This is a genomic window from Clostridioides sp. ES-S-0123-01 (assembly GCF_020658415.1).
Lineage (GTDB): Bacteria > Bacillota > Clostridia > Peptostreptococcales > Peptostreptococcaceae > Clostridioides.
In genome coordinates this window covers 484,130-508,110 of the sequence record NZ_JACVWD010000004.1, presented here as the reverse complement: position 1 = coordinate 508,110, position 23,981 = coordinate 484,130, and the positions used below count along the sequence as shown (strand labels likewise).

The 23,981-nt window shown below is 26.1% G+C and carries 18 protein-coding genes; all 18 read right to left on the bottom strand.

The genetic code is table 11. The annotated features are described in order from the left end of the window. Positions 1-3,681: an Ig-like domain-containing protein gene (locus IC175_RS12185; RefSeq protein WP_227851571.1), complete on the bottom strand. Its 3,681-nt coding sequence runs from the start codon at positions 3,679-3,681 to the stop codon at positions 1-3. Between the two features lie 15 nt (positions 3,682-3,696). After that, positions 3,697-4,815, bottom strand: coding sequence for a Low copy number virion structural protein (locus IC175_RS12180; protein ID WP_227851570.1), 1,119 nt, complete (start codon positions 4,813-4,815; stop codon positions 3,697-3,699). Next, a complete protein-coding gene (locus IC175_RS12175; protein ID WP_227824075.1) occupies positions 4,816-5,490 on the bottom strand; it encodes a hypothetical protein in 675 nt (224 codons plus the stop codon). 8 nt (positions 5,491-5,498) lie between these two features. Next, positions 5,499-6,314: a baseplate J/gp47 family protein gene (locus IC175_RS12170; RefSeq protein ID WP_227824076.1), complete on the bottom strand. Its 816-nt coding sequence runs from the start codon at positions 6,312-6,314 to the stop codon at positions 5,499-5,501. Further along, positions 6,295-6,708 carry a hypothetical protein gene (locus IC175_RS12165; protein ID WP_227824077.1) on the bottom strand — a complete coding sequence of 138 codons (414 nt, stop codon included), beginning with the start codon at positions 6,706-6,708 and terminating at the stop codon, positions 6,295-6,297. Before IC175_RS12165 ends, IC175_RS12170 begins: the two co-directional genes overlap by 20 nt. Continuing rightward, complete coding sequence (locus IC175_RS12160) at positions 6,701-7,477, bottom strand: hypothetical protein (protein ID WP_227851569.1); 777 nt, start codon at positions 7,475-7,477, stop codon at positions 6,701-6,703. The genes IC175_RS12165 and IC175_RS12160 overlap by 8 nt, the downstream gene beginning before the upstream one ends. Positions 7,478-7,517: 40 nt before the next feature. Further along, positions 7,518-11,162, bottom strand: a complete 3,645-nt coding sequence (locus tag IC175_RS12155) for a hypothetical protein (protein WP_227851568.1) — start codon at positions 11,160-11,162, stop codon at positions 7,518-7,520. 38 nt (positions 11,163-11,200) lie between these two features. Next, a complete protein-coding gene (locus IC175_RS12150) occupies positions 11,201-11,569 on the bottom strand; it encodes a hypothetical protein (RefSeq protein WP_227851567.1) in 369 nt (122 codons plus the stop codon). Beyond that, complete coding sequence (locus IC175_RS12145) at positions 11,562-12,632, bottom strand: hypothetical protein (protein WP_227851566.1); 1,071 nt, start codon at positions 12,630-12,632, stop codon at positions 11,562-11,564. Before IC175_RS12145 ends, IC175_RS12150 begins: the two co-directional genes overlap by 8 nt. Before the next feature lies 1 nt (position 12,633). Then, a complete protein-coding gene (locus tag IC175_RS12140; RefSeq protein ID WP_227824082.1) occupies positions 12,634-13,122 on the bottom strand; it encodes a hypothetical protein in 489 nt (162 codons plus the stop codon). A gap of 21 nt (positions 13,123-13,143) precedes the next feature. Continuing rightward, positions 13,144-14,277 carry a hypothetical protein gene (locus tag IC175_RS12135; protein WP_227851565.1) on the bottom strand — a complete coding sequence of 378 codons (1,134 nt, stop codon included), beginning with the start codon at positions 14,275-14,277 and terminating at the stop codon, positions 13,144-13,146. Next, complete coding sequence (locus tag IC175_RS12130; protein ID WP_227824084.1) at positions 14,258-14,875, bottom strand: hypothetical protein; 618 nt, start codon at positions 14,873-14,875, stop codon at positions 14,258-14,260. The genes IC175_RS12135 and IC175_RS12130 overlap by 20 nt, the downstream gene beginning before the upstream one ends. A 146-nt stretch (positions 14,876-15,021) precedes the next feature. Next, positions 15,022-15,714 carry a hypothetical protein gene (locus tag IC175_RS12125; RefSeq protein ID WP_227824085.1) on the bottom strand — a complete coding sequence of 231 codons (693 nt, stop codon included), beginning with the start codon at positions 15,712-15,714 and terminating at the stop codon, positions 15,022-15,024. Positions 15,715-15,763: 49 nt separating this feature from the next. Further along, complete coding sequence (locus IC175_RS12120) at positions 15,764-18,070, bottom strand: phage tail protein (protein ID WP_227835748.1); 2,307 nt, start codon at positions 18,068-18,070, stop codon at positions 15,764-15,766. Positions 18,071-18,142: 72 nt separating this feature from the next. After that, a complete protein-coding gene (locus IC175_RS12115; RefSeq protein WP_227824087.1) occupies positions 18,143-18,748 on the bottom strand; it encodes a hypothetical protein in 606 nt (201 codons plus the stop codon). A 4-nt stretch (positions 18,749-18,752) separates the two neighbouring features. Next, positions 18,753-20,264, bottom strand: coding sequence for a hypothetical protein (locus tag IC175_RS12110; protein WP_227835749.1), 1,512 nt, complete (start codon positions 20,262-20,264; stop codon positions 18,753-18,755). Between the two features lie 207 nt (positions 20,265-20,471). Beyond that, a complete protein-coding gene (locus IC175_RS12105; protein ID WP_227830674.1) occupies positions 20,472-21,968 on the bottom strand; it encodes a hypothetical protein in 1,497 nt (498 codons plus the stop codon). Further along, the gene (locus tag IC175_RS12100) at positions 21,968-23,980 is read right to left on the bottom strand and encodes a discoidin domain-containing protein (RefSeq protein WP_227851564.1); all 2,013 of its coding nucleotides are present in this window, start codon (positions 23,978-23,980) and stop codon (positions 21,968-21,970) included. Before IC175_RS12100 ends, IC175_RS12105 begins: the two co-directional genes overlap by 1 nt. Position 23,981: the final 1 nt, after the last annotated feature.

Below are 23,981 nucleotides of genomic sequence, written 5' to 3'. Positions count from 1 at the left end.
CTATATTTTTCTATTTACTATAGTGATTTCATCTTTAGCATTTTCATTAGCAATTGCCTTTATAACATCTATACAATCTCCTGTCCAACTTGTATAAATACATGGAATTATTCCATTAATATCAGTTCTATCATTTAATTTTTCAATTGTTCCAAGAGCAGATTCTATATTTACAAAAGCACCTTCAACTGGATTATTATACACATCTGTTACTGATATTAAGATGCTTATATCATCTTTTCCATTTGCAAACACAAAGTTGGTTTCTAAATATATCCTTAAAAAGTATGGTTCTAAGGTATAATCTGATATGTATATATATCCATTGTATAGGGTATTGTAGATTGGATTTAGTGATATATGCTTTAATTCTTTTAGTGAAGATGTTTTATGAGTTTCAAAATAGACCTTCACTTTATTTGGATACTTTTCTTCAAATTTATGTAATTTTATTTCAACTTCATCTTTTTCATAGTCATACAAAGCTATAAAAGAGTTCTTAATCTTGTATCTAACATTTATTATCTTTCCTTTAGGAACCTCTTTTTCAAAAACTATAACATTATTTTCAATAGTATAGTCCTTCATTAATACCTCATTTATTGTAATCACTATTGTTGTCTCATCTATATCTATGTTTTGTAAGTATAAAGTTTTAAACCCAAGAGATTCAAATTTTTCTTCACTTTCAAGTGAATATTCTCCTGTTTCACTCAAAAAAAATACTTGAGTATATGGTTCTTCTATTCCAATTTCATATATGATAATAGGTGAATATTGTTGTGGTATTGGAGACATTCTTATTGTTTTAGTGTAAGGAACTTTAAATATTATTCCATCTTGCTCTGATTCTACTATAAAATCACTTTCAGATAAATATAATGATTGTGCTTTTACTGGTTTTTTAGTTACTTTATCATCTCCATCATATAAAATATTATATTCTTCAGAATATACATCTACCTTAGTAAATTTTATACTTTTTATATTTTCTAATTTAAAATTATTAGCTTTTGCAACTGTTTCTGCATATTCTTCAATATTTTTTATAATTGTATATGGTTGAGTATCATATGGTAGATTATAAGATATTATATTTTCATATTTAGATGAGTATTCTGTAGGATTGTAAGTGGCTTTAACTTTTATATCCCCTATTGAGGGTAAAAAAGTCTCTAAATTCATTCCTGTATACTCATATCTTCCAACTTTTAGGTTTAAACTATATAGTTTTGCTCCCTCTTTTAAAACAATTTTAAATCTCACAAATCTTTTAGCTTCAATCTTGGTATTATTTTCTACTTGAATCCATTTATCTGAATTTAGTTTTCCTTCTAAATTAAGCAATACATTATCATCTTGTATATAAAATTCTACTTCTCCATCAAACTTCATTGATGGCATTATATATTTTAAATTCTCTGTGGTTTCTATTGTATCCCCTAAATCAATTATGTTAGTTATTGATATGGATATGGAATTATCTGATAACGGCATCAATACTTCTTCTCTATAATAAAAATTAAAACTAAGGAAAGAATCAATAAAGTTTCTCCAATCAGATTCACATTCATAAATTAACTCTCTATGTTGTAGTTTGGGCATTTTAGAAGGTTTAAGTATAAACCTTAATTTAAAGACTTTACACAATATTAAATTTGAAGGAATGGACTCTCCATAAATCAATTTAACTGGTTGCATCCATTCTCCATAAATATCATTATGACCTACATAAAATACATCTACAGTACTAAATTCATTGGATTTTTGTATCCATGATATTTCTTGAATGGATGTAGGTTTTTTGTTAAATAAAAAAGGTGTTGTTTCATAAATATATTCTTCCAGAAAATCGTAATAATAATCGTTATAGTATTTTATTGGTTTTGGCCATAACATATTATCTTTATATACAAATTTTGAACTATCCAGTAATAAGTCTTTTTTATTAAATTTTCTAATATCATACCTTTCAAATTGCCCTGTTGGCTCTGATACATTCAAAGTAATCTTAATTAGTATTCTAAATTTATTAAAGGTATCCTGTAATATTTTTTCTTGACCATTCATATTACATTTATTATATAAATAATACTCATCTTGATTATAATAATAATATCCATTATGTATACTTGGACACCAACGTGCTAAAGCATTTTGTAATGTTCTCAAGGATACAATTATAATATCATCAATATATCCATATCTTATAGTAAGCACTTTTGGATAATCTAAAATCATCACATCACTTATACTAGCTTCTACTACAAGCTCAAACCTTTTATATTCATTTGAATTTAAACTAAATTCTGTAAGACCATAAACATAGGTATGCTTTCTATTATCATCAATTATGAACTCTCCTCTATCAACTTGTCCTAAAAATTCCTTATACTCAGTTGAATCTGAAATTATAGAATCAGAATAAAATTTTATTTTGTCTCCATTAATTAATGTATAGTCTTCTTCATCTACTTGATTATCAAACTCATATAAAACATATGCTTCTTCTGGACTAAATTTTTCTATTATACAATAATATTTTCTATCATAGACATCAAGAGAAGCTTCAAAAACTGGAGCTGTATCTACCATATCCTTCTTTCCATTTTCTGATACTTCAAAATCTCCATTTATGGCTCCAACAAGCGAATCATATTCTAGTGGTGGAAATATTTCAATATATTCTTTTTGTCTTATAACTTCTACAGCTTTTATACACACTTTATGGTCAAAATAACCATATTCACTAAATTTAACGTTGGCATCAGCTTTATTGTCTTCTAAAAAATCCCTATATCCATGTGTATATGAATATATTCTTACTGGTCCTTTTATATTGTAAACTTCTATATCAAATTTATATCTCTTTGAATAATCTTTATTTTTTAATTCTGGTATCAAACTATATAAATAAATATCTGCTACTTGAGTATGCTCATCAAATACATAGTCTAAATCTAGTTCAGATTTATATGTTGGCCCAAATGGTTCTCCTTCAATTTTTTCTCTAATTTGGGATACCTCTCTTGCACTTACTCTAATACTTACTTTAGAATCATAAGTAATGTAATTAGTTTTAGCTTCCATCTTATATCTATAATAAAATTTTATAGTGTTATATTTTACCTTGTTACTTGCTCTTATTCCATATATTTTATTTAGTAGTTTAAATGTCTTTTTATATGTAGTATCTTCTGATTTATATAACTTACAATCATTATAATCTCCTATCCCAGACTGAAATGCTTTCATTCTACTTGCTATGTTAATATTCATATATGGAACTATTTCCACTCTTTCTGGCAATTTAAACTTAGTATAGCTTAGCACTTTATTTTCTTTTATAATTACATTTTTTTCTTCTTCCAATACGGCAACTATAGATGGAGATAGCGAGAATGATTCTGTATTTTCTGTTTTAAAAAAAATATATACACCCTCTGTTAACGACTCTATTTCATATCCATCAACCATTAATTTACTTATATGTATATTATTTTCAATACTATATCTATCTAACTCTTTAGCAAAATACTTGGTTATTTCTTTTGAATCAACTTCAAGTTCTTCGTGTGGGTATAGCTTTAGATTTTTTTTAATTATATGTTTATTAAAGCTTATCAACTTATTTATTTCAGTATTCTCTATAATAAGTTTAATTTCAAAGTTCAAATCCATTTTTTCACCCCCAATCTACTTTTTATAATATCCATATTTTGAAAAACCTTTTATACTGGAATCAAGAAACGTTGGTAAAAATGAAAAACTATTATCATAATCTTCATCTTTTCTTACCCAAATATCTTCATCATATCTAAAATCATTCCAGAAAGTTGAAGTATCATCTTTTATCTTTGTTACATAATCAATTAATAGACTTGTTGGAGTTGCATCTGAATTATACAATTCTATATTTAATTTTTTATTATTTATATCCACTAGTTGATACATTTCAAGATTTTTTATAAAAGAAATAACTGCTGATTGATTTTTTTTATCAGGATTTCCCTTTAAAAGAATTTCTCCTCTAGAAGTGATATAGACATCATTTAAGTCTATTATATTGTTATCTATTGATATAGTATTTATCAATACCATCTTTTCAGATATAATAAAATCTTCGCCCATATTCTTCCATTCTTTTACTTCTCTAATTCCAAGCTCTCTTGCAATTCCATTAGCAAGACCTTGCTTTGTTGAATTAGCTGGATTTTTAAAGACATCAAGAATTCTCAATTTATAATCATGATTCTTCTCACCTTTAAGCCTAGAGCATCCTACTAAAGAACCAAATTCATCAAAAAAGTTCCATACATGATGTAGACTTAGCTCAAATAAAAATTCTTTATTATTAAACTTTATTTTTATTTTACCAAAAGGTAAATCTTCTTCTTTATCGTATGCCTCTCTAACATAAATTATTTTCTTCTTTTCATCAATAAAATAATAATCTGGCTGCTTTATGTTATTTTCTAAATTTTTTTCATTTCTCTTTATTCCAAAAAAAGTATACAAATCACAACTTCTTTCAAGTATGAGTTGATTTGTATACACCATAGAAATATTATTTATATTAAAGTTACTTGGTAGTAAAGCTTTATATACCAAATCAACAAACTCTTCATCTGCTGCTTCAATATACATTTGTTTTGAAGCATAAAGTAGCATTTCTTCTATTTCATCCAACTCTATACCAAATATATTTAAAAACTCAATCCCAATAGACTTATTGGGTTTTTTCTTCATTTCAAACCAAAAGGGAAGCATTGACCTTATTTTTTCTGTATATCTTGCAAAATCGCTTTCTTGCATTTAGATAATCACTCCTCTAAATTTTAGCCCTACTAAGTCTCCATTTAAATTATTTAATGTTTTATTTGCATCAAACATAATGTCATTCATAACAAACAGAAATGTATCAAATACCGTTATAGACTTATTGTATATATCTGGATAAAAAGCAGATACACAAATTTCTTGAATCCTAGCAACTATTTCATGCTGTCTATCTGAATTCCAATGATTATACTTATCCATCACTATATCAAGTACATTTACTTCTTCTTGCGAATAACGATTATTATCATTATAAAAACTTTTCAAATCGGCAATAATATTATTTAATGTATAAACACTTTCTGTATATAATTCATCTGTATCTACTATCTTTCCAGAGTCCACTTTTTTACATAGTTTTAAAGCATGAACCTTAAATATATCCATATGATTAATCAATATTTCTCTAAAAACAGCTTCTTTTCCCTTATTCTCGAGTGTAAAATGTATTTTTATAATATTTTTATTTAGTTCTATTTTTTTAAATATTGGATGCGAATATAACATTAATTGATTATTTATAGCTTTATATTGTTCTTTATTCTTTTTTTTATATTTTTTTCTACCTAAGCAAGCTCCAACTACAGTGATAATTGCAGTTGTAACTGCTACAACACTCTTTATTAATTCCAAATATATGTTTTCAGTCATTATGTCCCCTATATAATTACTACAGAATCCCCATCTGGAGATACGATAAATTTTTCATCCCATCTGCACTCCTGATTAATTAACAAACAATTTTTATTGTTTATCTTAATACTATTACAAGAATAATTTAGTATAGAATCACTGACTTGCATTATTCTCTGTGTCAATTCATTTATAAATAGTGATTCTCCTATGTTTATAGAATTTATATAGCTTATGATTTCTTCTCTTACAGATACTCTTATAGCTTGTTTTTCTATTTCGCCTATATATGAAGAAAATACCAACCCTACATTTAGCTTTACATATTTAAAATTAGGCAACTTTACTATGACCTTTTCTCCAAATGATGTTATATCTAATAATGCTTCTCTTACATTCAAAAGTAAATCTTCATCTTTTATATTTTCAGTTATTGGCACAATAGTCATACTACCTGGTCCATGAGAGTATCTTTTTAATATTACATCTTTTACACCTTTGATACTTAAGACAGCTAATCTTATTGAAGTTTCATTTGCTTTAGCCAAAGTTAGTGTTTGATGAGTAATTCTTTTTCTATAATCTTCATCTGATTCTTCAAATAATCTCTTGCATCCTACTAATATACCTATAGCATTTAAAAACCTACCAGTAGCAGTAGTCACAAAAGCTTGAAGATGGCTCATTGTAAGTACATCATAAAATTCTGATATATTTTTATTTATTATATCAGAAAAAAGTTTGGCTATAGAACCAGGGCTTGTGTCAAATCCAATTTTATTTAGTTCGACTTCCGTTTCTTTAACCAGAGATTCAAAATTTTTATTGTGTATTAATATCATATTTGATTTTCACCCCACTAACTACATCAATTTCCATGTTAATAACAATTGGATTATTATTTCTTTTTTCTTTTATGAAAATTAATAATTCTATCCTATTTTTGCATATTTTAGGTATAAAAAACAAACTATTTTCTCCAACTAATTCATCATAAAGTAATGCTTGTTCAATAGATTTTATAATTAAGTCTAATGTATTTTTATTATTTAATTCGCCTAAAAACTTTTCTATATCTGAACCTATATAATCTACATTGAACCAATCTTTTGTTACAGACTTTATTCTACAAATACATTTTTGTCTAAGTAAATCATCTGAATTTAAATATAAAAAATTATTCGAATTATTATCATATATTAGCTCTCCACTATCTGTTATACAAAAATCAAACATTCTTATCTACTCCATTTATCTCTATCTTTTTTGTATCAATAACTATCTCACTTCCAGATAAAGTAATTTTATCTTCAGCACATATATTTATATTATTTGATATTACTGACCAGTTTTCTGATTTGGTAGAAAAATCTCCAAAAACTTCTATAGTTCTATTTTCAGCATTTATCCTTAATCCAACATTAGTTGCTGTAAATATATCTATACTACTATCATCTCTTAATTTTACAATTGAAGATTTTACAGGATGGTATATACCAACTTCTTTACCTACAAAAATTCCTTTTTTTTCTATTTTTTTTACAATATTATCAATAGGATTTTTATGCATAAAATCTTTATATTTTGACTTATCTTTATTAGCATAGTCTAGCCAAGTTTCGCTCGTTTTTTTAGTTATTTCTCTTGAATCTCTCTTTATATTTGATAATAAACATCCTTTTCTAATATGAGTTTGTCTTTTTTTTGATGGAGATTTGTATGACTTCTCTACTACTCCTGTTATTTTCGGTTGAAATATAGAACCATTATTAAATTGTATATATACTTTATCTCCTTTTTCTAATGGTGATAAATGAACTCCTTCTCCTATATTTTGAATAGGTACATTTGAAAAAGTTGTACTATTGCCTTTTATGTTCTCTACATATACATCTGCTGTATTTTTACATATATTATAATGTATTACTTTACCTATAGAAGTTGTAAACAGTATCTTTGAATATGGATCTATTATGTTATCTATTAATTTATCTTTAAGCTTCATATTAATTACCTCCCACTCTAGGTTAAACTTACTATATGAATTAAACTTTATATAATGGATATCTAATTATAGAGTTTTTATAATTAAACATTTCATATTGTGCAGTAAATATACTATTTAGCTTCTTATAATTATCTAGTCTCGTTAGTTTAGAAGTATTAGTTGTATTGTTTGAACTTACTAAGCTTTCATTGTTTAATATATTTGCTACAGAAAACAATATTTTATTACATGATTTTAACATATTACTCATGCCACTATATTTTAATGAGTTTGCAGTCAATAGACCTGGTGTAATTGATGTTGTAAATCCAGTTTTCATATTTATAGAGTGTGTTACTTTCCTTGCTAAGCACACACCTGATAGTCCTCCAAACAAATCATTAATTGCTATTAAATCATATACATTCACTTGTGGTTTCCCCATAATAATCAACTCACCACTGTAAGTTTCTTGCCATGAATTTTGAAGTTGTGATACACAGTTTCTTATAGACATATGCCTGTTATTTGCATATAATTCTCTGCATTTCAAATTTTCATCCTCTAAAGTAGAAAATATATTAAAATTCTGTATCATTGAATTGTCTAATACTTTATTTTTTTGATTTGACCATTTCATATTGTAATCACTCGTTATAAATGGTGTTGATTCTAAAGTCCCTAATACATTATAAATTCCTCTTGTATTTGTTATTAAATTGTTATTATCTATTTTTATATTATTGGCTATAATTGAGTCATTAAAGTCTACTATATGCATTTGCGAAAAAGCTTTAGAATACTCATAGGTATCATTTTTAAACTTATTTATATCAAATTTGTACATCCAAATAGGTAAACCAAAAAATAATCTATGTTCAAATAGGAATGGTCTTGGATATACTACAAACTCAGGCATAGATTTTTCGCTCATTTTACATATGTCCCATATTTTTTTACCTATTGGTAAAAACTCATAAATTGATTCACTTATATAGTTAACACTGTGAATATCACTAAGGTATATCCCATTATAATTACTTAGATACATATTTTTAGATATATCACTCTGAACTTTTTTGTAAGCTTCTATAGAATTAAAATCATACATGCCAAAATGCTCTACATCATATTTACTCTTAAGATTCTTTTCCTTATATTCAATATTTTGGTATTCTATTTTAGAACTTCTCTTACTCATTAAATCTAATATTATATTACTTGCATCTTTCTTTAAATCTATATTATCATTTAAAAAATTCATATCTTCACTTAGATATCTATTTGTAAGCTCTAATCCATCTGACTTTGCCTCTATTAAAATAGTGTCTTTTGAAGTGTTCATTTCAATTATAGTACCATTAAACACAATTGGATATTTTGAGGGATTTGAACCATATCCCATTCGTATATGTACTCTAGTTCCTTCTTTCAAAATGTCTTGGCTATCTAATTTATTTCTTTTTTTCACTATTTCTAAATTAATTTCATCTCTTGAGTCTTCTTTATATCCTTCCAACACTTTTGATAATATACATTGATTTTTATTAAACGTATTTAGAGTGTCATTTTTTATACCAATACTATCACCATCTAAATTTTTTTCATTATTAAAATCATTAGTAATAATTACTTTTGCACTTGATATAGGAGAATCAACTTCTTGTGATATTTTTATATCTATAATAGACTTATATATATAGTAATTTGTCCAACTTTTTTGTCCATCAAAGCAATCTATACCCTCATCACATAACATAAATATAAAATTTGGAAATGCCCTAATGAGTGTACCTTTTTGCGAATATAAAAATTCATCAACTAGCATATTTTCTACAACTGTATTTCGATTATTTTTAGGAAACTCTTTAAAGGATTGAGTTGGCTTTACTTGTTCGATATTAAATTTTCCAATCTCATTTCCATGTATTTTATTAAAGTTTTCATTCTTAAATATTAAGTGTTCGTCAGAAGATAATTCTCTTTCAAATTCATCATCCAATTCACCTATGTTTTGTGGTTCATATCCATATTTATATTCTGGCTCTACAACTATATCTGATTTAATGCTTTTTAACTGTGTATCAATTTTATTACATTCAGATTTAGTAGGATATATAATATAAAAGTCTGGTTCAACAAAACCACTATATTTTTCATTTCTCGCTATTTCGCCCATAACTATATCTGTTCTAGGATATTTTACAAGTGAAGTTTGTTTAATTCCATTTTTAAATCTAAAATTTCTTACTTTTTGTATAGCATTGTCTATTTCGTTATATTTTGGTAGACTGAGATTTGGATACATTTCCAAATATACAAGTTTCTTGGAGGCACAAATATCCTGCATAGTTTTATTATCTATTCCTTTAGATGTATAATCTATAAAATCCTCTTCTGTACCTAGTCTCCCCTCAGGAATTTCATTGTACTTATATTCATATGTTTCTATAGCTCTATTAAATGGTCTAAAGCCTATTGGTTTCATCTTTTGAATTTTATCCATATCATAACTTCTACATTTAATAGTTATATTGTATAATCCACAAAATCCAAATACAGTGTCTACTTGAACATCTTTTATGGTTATGTACTCTGTTCCAGTCAGATTTACAAGTTCATTTTCCACTTTTATAATATCTCTATCTTCATTTTCAAAACTTGTATTTTTATTATTTAATCTGTTAAATTTTTTTATTATACTCTCATCGCTTGTTTTAAATATAAAGACAAAGTCAATTTTATTAAATCCCATATATTGTTTTGTTGGTATTTCATCATGATTTAATCCTATGTTCGAAAATGTATTACTTAAACTAAAATTGATATATGTAAGATATACACTTTCTTCACTACTCAATATTTCATCAAAATATTGTTCATTCATTATAATGTTTTTGCTCTTTATTTTATTAAAATCAATATTTTTTAAATGTAATTTTTTAAATGTAAATTTACCAGTGAAGTTTAGTGACTGTATCTTTTTAAGACTTGATAAGTTAGAATTTTCAAGATTTTTTTGAGTATAAAATCTATACAAATCCCAATCTATATGCTTATCTAATGAAATATTATCTTTATTAAAATAAGACTTTACATTAAATTCTTCCATAATTATTTTGATTCTTAGAGTCTCAGAAAAACCCTCTACAGTTTCAACTGACATACTCTTTAAGGCTACATTATTTATACTATTTGCATCATTTACAACTTTACATTCAACTGGAACAAATGGAGTATATTTAAACTGACAAATTAAATTTCTTAATCCATCTACATAATATTTGAAGTCAAATGGCGATTCTACTTGATATCCATTAACTTGATTTATACCATTTATCGTCAAGTTCACAAATATTTCTTTTCTTATATTCTGTTTTTTAGATTGTTCTATATTTGCCATCCTATTCTCATTAAGACTCTCACTATCATTTATAGAAGTTATACTTATATATTCTGGTAATATTTTAAAACAACAGTCTCCTATTCTAAAAATATTATCAAGATTGTCTTTATATTTGAGCCTATGTTCATATTGAATATATTCGTAATAACTTAAAGGTTTATATTCACCATCTAAGTTTCTAAGTGTTGATTCTTTGTATAGCATATTGACTATTTCTTGACTATCTTTATCAGTTATTTCCTGAGCAATAGCTCCATAATAAGATTGGTTTGAACTCTTATTAGACTTATTATTCATAAACTCACCTTCTTTAACTCACAAGCACTTTTATAAATTCACTCAATTATTTTAGATATTACACTTTCAATTTCCTCGCTTGTTATGTCTTTTCTATCGTCTTGTATTGTAGTTCTTATGTTTAAATTTTTTATATTTTTAAATAGATTCTTTATAATTTTTTCACCATAATCTATATCAGTATCTAAAGGAGATTGAGCAGATATTTTCATATTTAATACTTCACTATTATTTGTAAAAATATCATCTTCTACTATGTTATCTTTACTTTCTAAGTTACAATATTCATCATTTAATTTAGAGTTGATATTATTGAAAGATGCTTTAGCTTTTATTCTTCTCCCTAATAAAAATTTTTCATATTCTTCTTTATAAAAGGCTTCTTCAATATTATTTAAATTATTCATTTATAATATCTCCAATCATTTTTAACATCTTTATTTTAAATTTTTCAAGTCTGTTTTCATAAAAATTCAAATCTATATTTGATTCTTTTCCACCTAGAATATAGTCTATATCAATATTTTTATATCCTGCTCCATTTAAAATATCTCTTATTTGTAAATGAAGTTTTGATATATCGTCGTTATAATTCTTCAAATTTTCATTAACATAGAAATCGCTTATCTTAGAATTTTTTCTATTTGTACTATTTATGATATTATCTTTATTTCTTATGTAATCTCTCTTTTTATCTTTTATATGTTTTGAATTAGTAATATTATCCTTATCATTTTTATTCTCTATTTTAAAAAAATCTAAATTTGCATATTTAGTTCCTATATTTAATTTTTGTACATTTCTACACCTTAATACTTTTAGCTTTTCTGGATTATCCCATCTTGTATTTGAGAATTTATTAGAATCCAAACGATAATTTTTAGATTTTATGTAATTATTTTCTAGGTTTTCCTTATTTAAATTATTTATGTCATTCTGATTATTCATATACTCTTTATTAGACTTATTATTTGGATAATCTTTGTCATATTCAAGGTTCACATCTACGCCTCTTAATTTAAGAATATATTCAGACTTAGCTGTCATTTCCATAAGCTTTTCATAATCCCAGTCTCGTATTTCTTTAAGAGAAATTTCTGGAAATGCTGCTTTTACAAATAATTTACTCTGTTCTAAAAAAGAATTAAGCTTACTTCTACTTTCCTCAAAACAATCTATTATTGAACTTTCATCTAAAATATGAGATTCATAAACTATTCTTTTAGATATTTCATCTGCCAATCCTGCTATTGGACTTTTTGAAAAAACAAATTTATCAGGATATATTAATGCAGATTGGCATATAAAATCATTAAACTCTTCATATGTATCAGAAATAATACCAGCTTTTATGTATATATTTAAATTAATTAATTTAAATATATATTCATGTGTACTAAACTTAATATGAATTAACTTTTTATATCCTGTTTTTTCTTTTATATTTATAATATCTTTTATTAAAAGCATACTATATTACCTCTATTGTAAATTCTTTTGTAAATCCTGATTTTTCCATAATTACTTCAGAATATGAAGTTGGTAAACCTGCTAAGGACTTAGTAGTATCTTTCCAATTATACTCTTCTGGCCATAATGTAACTGTTTGACATATAATTTCTTCACGTTCTAAAGTGTCAATATTTTGAATAGATAATAACTGCTTATATTCAAATCTGTTAATCGTTCTAAATATAAACCTTTTATTTAAAATATCAATCATATAAATATCATAACCAGACCACTTCTTTTTCCATGCTTGTACTTGAATTGTTCCTGGTCCTCCTTCAAATAATGGAGTGTCTTCTAGCCCTAAACCTTGAAATTCTTCATTTTTACTGTCCTCACTAAAAACATCTGCATATAAATCAATTTCGTCTATATTTTTTCCATATTGAGATTCTAAGTCCAGCTTGGCCTGTTTTGCTAATAATTCTATTTCTTTTTCATCATAATTCATTTACTCACCTCCAAGTACTATTTAATTATTAGTTTCAATTACATCCTTTGCTATGAATTCGTATATATCGTATATAGGATTTCCTGTTGTATCTATTTCTTGACTTACTGATACAGGTGATACTCCTATTATTTTTCTATATTTTTCTTTTTTATCTCCATATATAAGACTTATCGAAAAATTATTTTTTCTAAGCGTATTTATATTATTAGGATTAAAGGAAGGTTGATAGTCTGAATTTTCTAAGTCATATTTCAGCTTATTTTCTTTGTAATTGTAATCATCTATTAAATTATCTATCAAGTTGTAATCACATTCTAATTCATCATAAACAAAAGAATTTATAGCTTTTAAATTACAATCTGATTTATACTGATTTTCTTCTTGCATATCTTTAATACAGATTTCTTTTTCATTATTCTTCAAAATAATGATGTTATAATTAGAATATAATTTTTTAAATATTAAATTCCAAGTCTTTTTACATAACCTTCCTGTGGGTATAATTCCACTTTCTTTTTGAAAAGCCTTAACCATATCAAATGTACATACACAATAATGACCGTATTTTAATTCACTAAAGCTTAGCTCCTTATACATATATCCCATATACACTAGAGCTGTTTGTACAGAGTGTACTCTAATATCGTATTTACTTCCAAAATCAACATAAAATAGTGACTTATCATAAAGAAATGATACATTATTGTCATCTAAATTACATTTATTTTTATATAAGAAGTTATCATCATATTTACATATATAATTATCATTTAGATTTCTTAAATCATATCCATATATCCAATCTGGTATATTTTTTTTTTCTTCTTTATTTAAAATAAAGTCATCACAGATACTTATATTTTGTTCTAAACAATTAGATGTATCTGAGAGAGCATTACTAACAGGAACTTTTATATATCCTAATACTATTCTATTTCCTACAGCTATATCATCAAATACCCTAGATGTATATCCATAAATAGGTTTACTTTGCTCTTTGACATAAAATTTTATTGCAGATATCTGTTTATTATGTTTTCTATTTATATAAATTAATACATCAGAACTTCCATAAAACTCTTCTTTATATGTACTATAATCTCTCTTATTTACTTCTTTTTTATTTATAGTATCAAAGTTTAAATTTGTCATATTTAACGCCTTTCAAATTACTTTTTTTAGAATATTCATATCCCTCAATAGTAAAATCATAAGAAAACACTGAATTCGAGAATACATTTGAACTACTTGTATTATTTGATACTGTTTTATCACTTGATAAACTCATAAAATCATTTAAATCTGTTGCTACAAAGTGAATTGTATTTTTTATAAAAATATCATTTATAGAAATAATCTGACTATCATTGATAATATCTATGCCATATATCATCATTTGTGTGACATATTTATATTCATTTAGAGATACTATCATTACATCAAATAGAGGCAATTCGTCTGAACTAATCTTCTTTTTATTGGATAAAGCTGAAATCTTATTTGTCAAATCACTTATTAGATTCTGATTTATTAAAGTAAATTCCATTTTTCCAGAAATCACCTTAGGTCCTCTAGTATATCCAGATACTTTTGTATTTCCTATTGATGTTACTGGCTTTTTATTTCTTTGAATTGAGTATGATATACTTGTTAAACTACCTAAAAGAATGGGCTTAGATTCTGGAAATAAAACAAATGCGAGAGAATCTGTACTTGAAAATGCTTTGTAAAAAGTATTATCTAAATCCATTTTACTTTACCTCTCTTTTGTGATTTATATTTAGAAAAACCACATGTAGCTTTTAAATACATAAAATACACCTGTAAATATTTACTACATGAGGCCTTATAATTTTTTTCTTTTATCTATTTACATCTTTTATTTTATGTTTTATTTTAATTTTCTTCTTTTGAATATACACCTTGTATAAGTGGTGATATTTTTCTAGCTCTATAATTTAACTTTTTCTCTAAAACAATTGTATCAATAGAGACCTCACTAGATTCATCTATTATATCAACATCATATATCTTTTGAAATGCACATTGACCTTGCTCATTTCCAAAGGTCATTGTTATATCAAATGGTGGTAAAGAATCTAAATAAATTATTCTATTATCCCTTATTGGGCTAAAGCCATTAGGTATTTCAAAATTTTCGTCACTTACTTTAGGATTACTTTCATTATACTTAGATTTACTATCCATGTTTCTACTTAAATTTATAGCATCTTGTGCTGTTATATTCCACTTCAACATCTCTACTGCATTTATAAAGTTTTCTTCTTCTGTTATAGCTAATTTTCCTGATGTTGTAAATATTGTAGATTCTGATGATTTTAAAACGCTTTTCATAGATTTAATTAGAGAATCTTGGTCAAACATAGCAAATACTAAGGAACCTTTAATCTCTCTTTTACCTCTTGAAAAACTTCTTGCATCTGGGCTTCCTAATGTGTATACTGGTTTTTTTTCACGTTCTATACTCCACGATATTTTTTGTAATTCTCCAATAACTTGATTTGCAAAGCTTACAACCAAATCAGCACCAGAAAATGATGTTAGTGTGTTTATATTCGGACTTGACATAACGATATCTCCTAACTATTAAATATAAACGAATGGTTTTCTTCCGTTTTTATTTTTTTAGACCTACTATAGTAGTTATTTTTCTAAGTTCTTGTGGTGCTACTATACCAACTTCCAACTTAGCTTGTCCTAATATTAAATCTTGTTGTGTTGCTATTAGATTGAAACTATAATCTAATATAACTCCTTGTAATAATAATGCATCTAGTCTTTTTGCAATTGTTGCACTTAGTGCATTTCTCTGTTCTATTGTATTTGCTTCCCCTATAAATGGGTCTGCCACTTCCCTTATATTATCAGTTACTACTCTCATAACTTTTAATGTAGATAATTTTGAATATACACTATCTTTCTTCGCAGATGTTGGAGCATCTACTACAAAAACCTTATTTAAGCAAGTTCTACCCTTTAATTTTTTAGAGTTGAATGAAACCAATTTGTTCCCTGTTATATCATTCAATTGTGCATTTGAAAAAGAATATTTTAGTGATTTCACACCACTTAATATCTTATTTGTTGGAGATGAATGTGGTAAAATACTTGTATTGAACGCAGCATAAAGTACTGCTGGATTTCCTTCTCTAAGCGAACTTACCTTATGTTCCACTATAGGTGTAGGACCTGCAACTACTGATATAAACTTTCCAAGGTCTATAAAGTTCCCCTGACCATCAGTAATTATAGTACCTTTATCATCCTTCATTAAAAATTCATTACTGTATTGTGTTAAATATTTAGAGTGTGATTGGACACCTGATAGAGATGTATCTTTTAATGGATTCATTGCTATTACACCATATGTAGATTTATTTCTATAGGATAACACTGCACAGAATAAAGCAAGTTCATATGCAAAATCTTGATGTCTGTCAAATAGTTTATCATCAGCATAAACACCTAAAGGAACTATCCAATCTACATTATAATTTTCAAGCAATTGATAAGCACCTTGTTTTACTATGTATCCATTTCTATCTCTTTCTCCTGATAATGCCTTAAACATATCTTCTTTATTCATATCTAAACCATTAGAACCGCCTATAAAATATGTAGCTGATTTTATTAAATCTTTTGTAAGTTCTTCTGGTGTATCCGTTTCTGCAAAATATGTTGTCTGTAAATTGTTTATTGCATCTACTAATGCTCCAAAAGTTAAGTAGTCAAGAGTTGATAATATTAAAGGTTCTTCACCAATACTCATTTTAGATTCTGGCTTAATGATTTTTACATATTTTCCTATATAATTGCCAAAAGTGTCTCTCAAATCTTCTACTTTTACTTGACCTAAATTATACATATCTCCAGCAAACTTAGATTTTAATCTTATCTTTCTTTCTATCTTCTCTTTAACTGGCATATAATAACTTACGGATACTACTTGTCCCATTTGAAAACATTCTTTTTTAAGAGTTATAGTTTTTGACTTTTTATCTATTGAAAAAGAATTTGAATCTAATACTTTACTTCCTCCAATATATAATGTAAGTGTTCCATCTACTGGAGTATTACTTAAAAGTAGCTTTTGATTTGATGTTGCAGTCATAAAAATATTTCCATCTACTTGAGTTTCTATTTCTTCTCCTACAACTTCTACCCTATAACTTACAACTACTCTTTCTCCTTCATCTAAAGATGGTATTGTTATGACATTATCATTCATTTCAATATACTCATCTATAGATTTCCCATCATAAGTAACTACTATAGCAGCGCCATTTGGAATATTAGATAAAAAAATCTTTTTATCACGATTCAAAGTTAAATATTCTGGTTTCTGTTCAACCCAATATCTATAATTATAAGCTATTGAAACAGGTACACCTGCATCACAAGCATTTTTTTCTATTGATATGCTTTTAAGAAATTCATTATATACAAATCCAGAGAGTAGTTCTTTTCCTTTTACATAAACTCTAATTGAACTTGCAATAATCCCTTTTCCACTTAGTTTTATATCAGTTTTCTCACATCCTTGAGTAACTGATAAGTCCTCATCTATCTTTTTATTTTTTTCAACAACTTGAGATGGTGCACTTATATTTGACGTTGCGCATGTACCAGAGATTCTCATTACTCTTATATCTTGACATCCAGCATCTCTAGCTTGCTTATATGATTGAACTAATGTTGAACCATTTGGAATTCCATTTAAATTAGTGTCTGAACCAAATAGTAATTCTATAGAAGAATCATCTATCGCTACAGGCTCCATTACTGGGCCATCAACTGCTGTCCCAAGTAACAACATACTATCAGTGTTATATTCATCCAAACCAAATCTAAGTGCAGAACCACCATCTTTAAATTCGACTAACATTCCTGGAAGATTAGGATACATATTTCCTAAGTTTGCCATAAAGGTTTTTCCCCCTTTAAATTTTGTAGATATTATAGACTTTATACCAAGTGGAATTTATACTATTCTTGGCTAAATTCTATCCTTTACAGAAAATTTCATTTCTATATTTTTAAGTTTATTTACATTTAAAGTTTTTACTTTTTCTAATCGTATAAAATATTCAGATGTTTTAACTGAAGTATTTTCATCAAAACTTATGTTATCTTCAGTTGAGATTTCTTTTAAAAAGAAAATATCCCCAAGACCTTTTTTCTTTAGAAATCCTGTGTAAGATGTTATTATGTCCTCAAAAGCTTCCATAAGTCTTCTACATTCTTTTTGTGTTTTAGCTATAAATCTAAATTCTAGTATGCAATCAAAACTTTGTCTATACACTTTAATTACTTTACCTGTTTTTTCTTTATTTTCATCTAATTCATCAATTATATCAGTCAACATTGGCTTATAACTTTTCCCTTTAGATATTTCTCTTAATTTTACACAGTAATTTATTTGTGGCAGTATAATTTTATCTGTCTCATCTTTTTTTATTGTTTCAAAGGAAATTACTCCCCAATTATCTTCTAATTCTGTTTTTAAAATATATTCTAGTATTTCTTCTATCTTTTCAAAGTTGTTAATGTATTCTTTAGTTATAAATATATTTTTATTATTTTGAATAGATTCTGTATTCACTTTTTCACCTACCTATACTCAAACCACTATATGTTTTAACATACTCTAGCATATATACTGTCTTTAAACTTAAGTCTAAAAATAATTCTCCTGATTTACGTTTAGATAGTTCATTTATTATATATTCACTTATAAGTTCTCTCTCCCTTAATTCATCTAACAATTGTGTTAAGTTTTCTTTTAAATATCCAGATGATAACAAAGCATCTATATTTTCACCTATATATGAATATAACATCTTTTTTATGTAACACATGGTCAACTGAATCATTCTTACATTACATAAATACTTATATTCTGTATGCTCACTCATTGTAATTCCATTTGATACTACTACCCTTCTATGTAACTGACTAAATCTAAATGATACATATCCAAGTTCATTCATTTTTTCTATTGTTGAAGTATCAAAGGTATTAAATAGTGAAAATGATTCTGGAATTTCCTTATTTGTAGTATTTGCTATAATATCTAAACTTGCTACAAGTGGAGCATATACTATACTTGCATTTACAATGTTAGTACCATATGTGGTATATACATCTCCAGCTACTACACTTACCAATTGTTCATAATTTTTATCAAATTTTGATACTTCATTTACTTTTTTAAAATATTCCAGTATATCAATATATTTTTTCTCATCTATCCAAATCTCATTAGTTAGATTAAGTCCAATAACACCATGAGTTATGATACCTGTTTTCATTTGAACTTTACAAAAATTAAGCAATTGTTCATAAAAAGTCAAGTATCGTTCTCCATTTTTAATAGTTAGATAGTCTCTTGTTAGGTCATAATATTTATCTATTTTTTCTCTGTCATCTGTAAATGTATCATCATAATATACTCCTAAAGGCATAATAATATCTACATCAAGTCCTTCTAAAATAGTGTATGTACTGTCTAAATTATTGTACATTATATTTTTGTTGCAATCTAATCCATTATATCCTCCACTAAGTTTATATGTACTTTGATTTACTTCAATTATAGAATCCTTTGTTTCTATATAAGAATCACAATAAATACTACAAATTATCATCCCTTTTAGCTTTTGAGAATCTTTATTTATAGCTTCTGATAAATCATACAAAGTAGGATAATTTTTATATGGATATTTTAATACATAATCCCCTAAATTTTTTGGATAGACTACCCGTAAGTCATCTTGATTTATCATTATTTCAATATCATTATATATTTCATTTGCATACTTTGATTTAATGTGTATACTGTTTTTTATTATTTCTCCATTAGCACATTTTACATCCAGATAAATTTCTGCATGTGCTCCTGTAACTTTACATAGATAAACTTTACAGTCTAATTTGGATTCTTTTATAATTTTATATGCTTCAACTAAAGAACCTTTTTTCCCAAAGTTTGAATTCATGTGAGAAATTGAATTTATTTTTATTGGAGTGTTTACTGGTCCAAATTCTGAAGTTCCCAATAGATAGATATTTTTGCCATAGAATTCTTGTTCATTAAGCAAATTTTTTGATATGTTCATGATTATTTCTTTCCTTCTAATCATCTTTATTTTTTATAATTCTTCAAGATTAATTAAATACACTATATATCTTGACATTATTTAATATACTACCACTTATATTTATTTTGTAGATTTTAATTTATATTTTATTTGCAAATCACGATAATTATTTTTTACTTTAGATTTCCTTTTTTATACTTCATTCGCTTTAGTATTAATTATTTTTTATATAAATGATAATCCATAAGATATTAAATCAGAATTTTTATCTAATAAAAATTTTAATTTCGTATTTTTATTTACACTGACATAATCTTCAAGGTTTGCTTCAATGTAATTATTATTATTTAAGTATAATACAATACAATTATCCTTTATATTAGCGCAGACAATCATTCTATCTTTATTATGTTTGTTTTCAATGATAGTAGAGGTTATTGAATTGTTAAAAATAAGCAGCTTATCTTCGATAGGGAATGTATTTATTTCTATAGATGTTTCAAACTCATTTTCATCGGTTAAAGTAATCTTTAGTACATTTACTTTATTTAATTCAAAATCGTCTTTATTAAATGTATAATCTATATTTAAATAATTATCTACAACATTTATTAATTCAGTAGAAATAAAAGTTTTGGAATTAGTTGTATTTATTATACTAACACTTACTTTAGGAATTTTTATTGATATATCTAAATTTATATTCGCTATACTAAAACAATTATCAAAATTTCCAAATTGATTTATTTCAAATGATGGAGAAACATATAAATGTTTAATAATCAATACTGGTCTAAACCCAAAAGTTGGACCTTTATTGTTGAAAGTATTGTTTGTTGAATAGTTTGTAAGGCTAGAGTATCCTCTAGTTATTATTTTAGAATTATCAGATGCTGATATAGAACTTGTAATACTACAAATATCCCAATTCCAAATAGTTTTGTCTCCTGGTGTTATTAGTCCATTTAAGTCTGAATTTACAATATACTTATCATATTCAGATAAACCATTATTATTGGAACCTCCAGTTAAGGATTGTATTTTTAAAATATTATGCTCATAAGATTGATTTTCTAGCTCATTACCATATATGAAACCTTTTTGATTTATCTCATCAAATGATAAATCTGGAATAACTTTGTCACAGATTAATATAGACTGTCTATCAGTGTGGCTAACACAAATAAAATTTATATCTTTACCAGTATAAAAGCTTGAAAATCCATCATAGTAACTGTAATTACATGGAATATATTCTCCAACTTCTAACTTATTAATAGTTTTGTTTCGTTCTAAAGCTAAATCAAGAATATATCCATCTGAATTTATATCTATACAGTCAATAGTTGCAAGACCCTCTTTAACTGGAGATATTACAACATCATGTATAGAATCTTCTAAATTACCTACATCAATGGCAAGTATTTGACCATTTGTTTGACCATATGTATTACAAATGTATTCAACTCCATCTATTACTAATTTAGTATTATTTTGAGGTCTATTTGTATTTCTATCTGATATAAGTCTTAACTTATTTCCATAAAATTTAAATTTATAGCTACTATCAATACTTTTAAGCCAAATACTTGACCCTCCATAAAATCCATTGAAATTCTCTTTTCCCCAAAATGTTCCTTTTATTATAGCTTGTATATTTGCTTCATCATATCTTTTCCATCCTGATTCTGGTTGAAGTAATTGTTCCCCTATAACAGCCATTATTCTTCACCTCTTATAATCAACATAGGTCTAAACCCAAAAGTAGAAGATTTATGTGTTGTAATTGATATATCAAGTCTTTTGGGACTATTATCATTTACATATTGGTCATTATACCCTCTAACAACAATTCTATTTCCATCTGGAATATTTCCATATATAGATTGAATTGATAAAATTGCAATATTTTTGGTGAAAGATACAAGATATTTATAATTCCATATGTTATTATCGCCTGCATCTATCTTTCCATTTAAGTTGTTTTTCCATATATATTTATCCCAGTCATTATTAGTTGGCCAACCGCCTTGATTTTTGTTAACTAAACTTGAAGGAGAGTCTTTATATTCATATTCTTTAAACAGTTCTAATTCACCTACAGCTATATATAAATCTGCATGCTGAAAATTGAATTTATAATGTAAATATTCTACTTGTGAATTAAAATAATGATAAGAAGTAGCTTTATTTCCTGAAGGTAAATTTGATGTTTCATATATCTTTTCGAAAACTGTATTATCATTGCTTCCATATACAGTACAAGAGGATGGAGGTTGGATAGAACCAGGACAATTTCTGTTAGTTAGCCTAAATCCAGAAACTTGTATTTTATCTTTTTTTGATGACACTTTAATATATGGGTTAGGTTCAGAATTACTATGCCAACAGTCATTAGAATCTATGTTTGTTTTATTGAAAGCTAAATACGCAAGAAATCCTGTACTGTATGTTGAACTTTGTTCTAAAATATATTCATCAGTCTCATTTGCATTTAAAGCTTTTTTAGGAAAAGATACTGTTATATCATTATTGTAAGCCACTCCACCATCTGGTAAACACATAGAGAATTTTTTATAAAAAAAATCTAAACATTTTATAGCTACACTTTTATCAACTGAATTTGAGTTTGTTATTTTTATCCTATAATGTGCATAAAAGTTTTCATTTTTAAATATATAATTTTTAATTTGATCATGTTTTGGAGCTGGATTTTCTTTAACTGTATGTAAAATAACCCAATTTAATTCATCATTACTAGCTTCTATAGTCCATTCAGTTGCAGATTGTGGGAATTGTTCACTATTTCCAAAATGAAATTTATAAAAATTTATTCTTTGAGGTTGAGTTTTGAAAGTAACTTGTAAAGTGTGTGGGTAGCCAACACCTTTACTATGCCATCCTAGTTTACTCCCAAAAGCTTTGTATGCATATCTCTCATTGTACACACTACTAGCTTTTAAAACATATTCATCTGTTTCATCACTTTCACAAATATTTAGAGGAAATATTTTTTCTTTATAAAACATGTCTAAATTACCATTAATCTCATTCCAAGAAATATTATTTTGTATATTTCTATCTGCTATTAATTTATTATCATCTACTTTAACAAAAAAGAATTTGCCATCTGGAGTTGAACTTGATACATCCCTTGGAATTTCCTCACAGTTACACTTTCCTAGTTCTGAAAAACCCCCTATTTTACCAGTAGTAGAAGCAGTATATCTACAAGATATTATATCTCCAATTTCCATATCTTCTATTGAAGTTCGTTGTAACAATGTCCCTTCTATAGGTGATAATATATATCCATCTTCATCTATGTCTATACAATCAAACAATAAATGAACACCTTGACTGTTTTTATTTACTGATATTTTAACATTATGTATCTTATTTTCTAGATTTAATTTTTCATAATCTACTTTAGAAGTATTTTGTATATTTTCTTTTGTACTAAATTGTTCAACTACTCCATCAATATCAATATCAACTATATCAGACCTATCAATATAATTAACACATATTATTCTTATTTTTGTACCTACAAATGCAAATTTAATACTAGTTTCATCATAAGGTATATTGTCAACATATGAACATTCACCACCATAACATGTAAGTATTCTCATTTTATTATATTTTTCAGAATATATTATATCCTTATAATTATCGTCATATCTTCTCCAACCTGCTTCTGGTTGAGGAAGTGAATCTCCAACTCTAGTCATA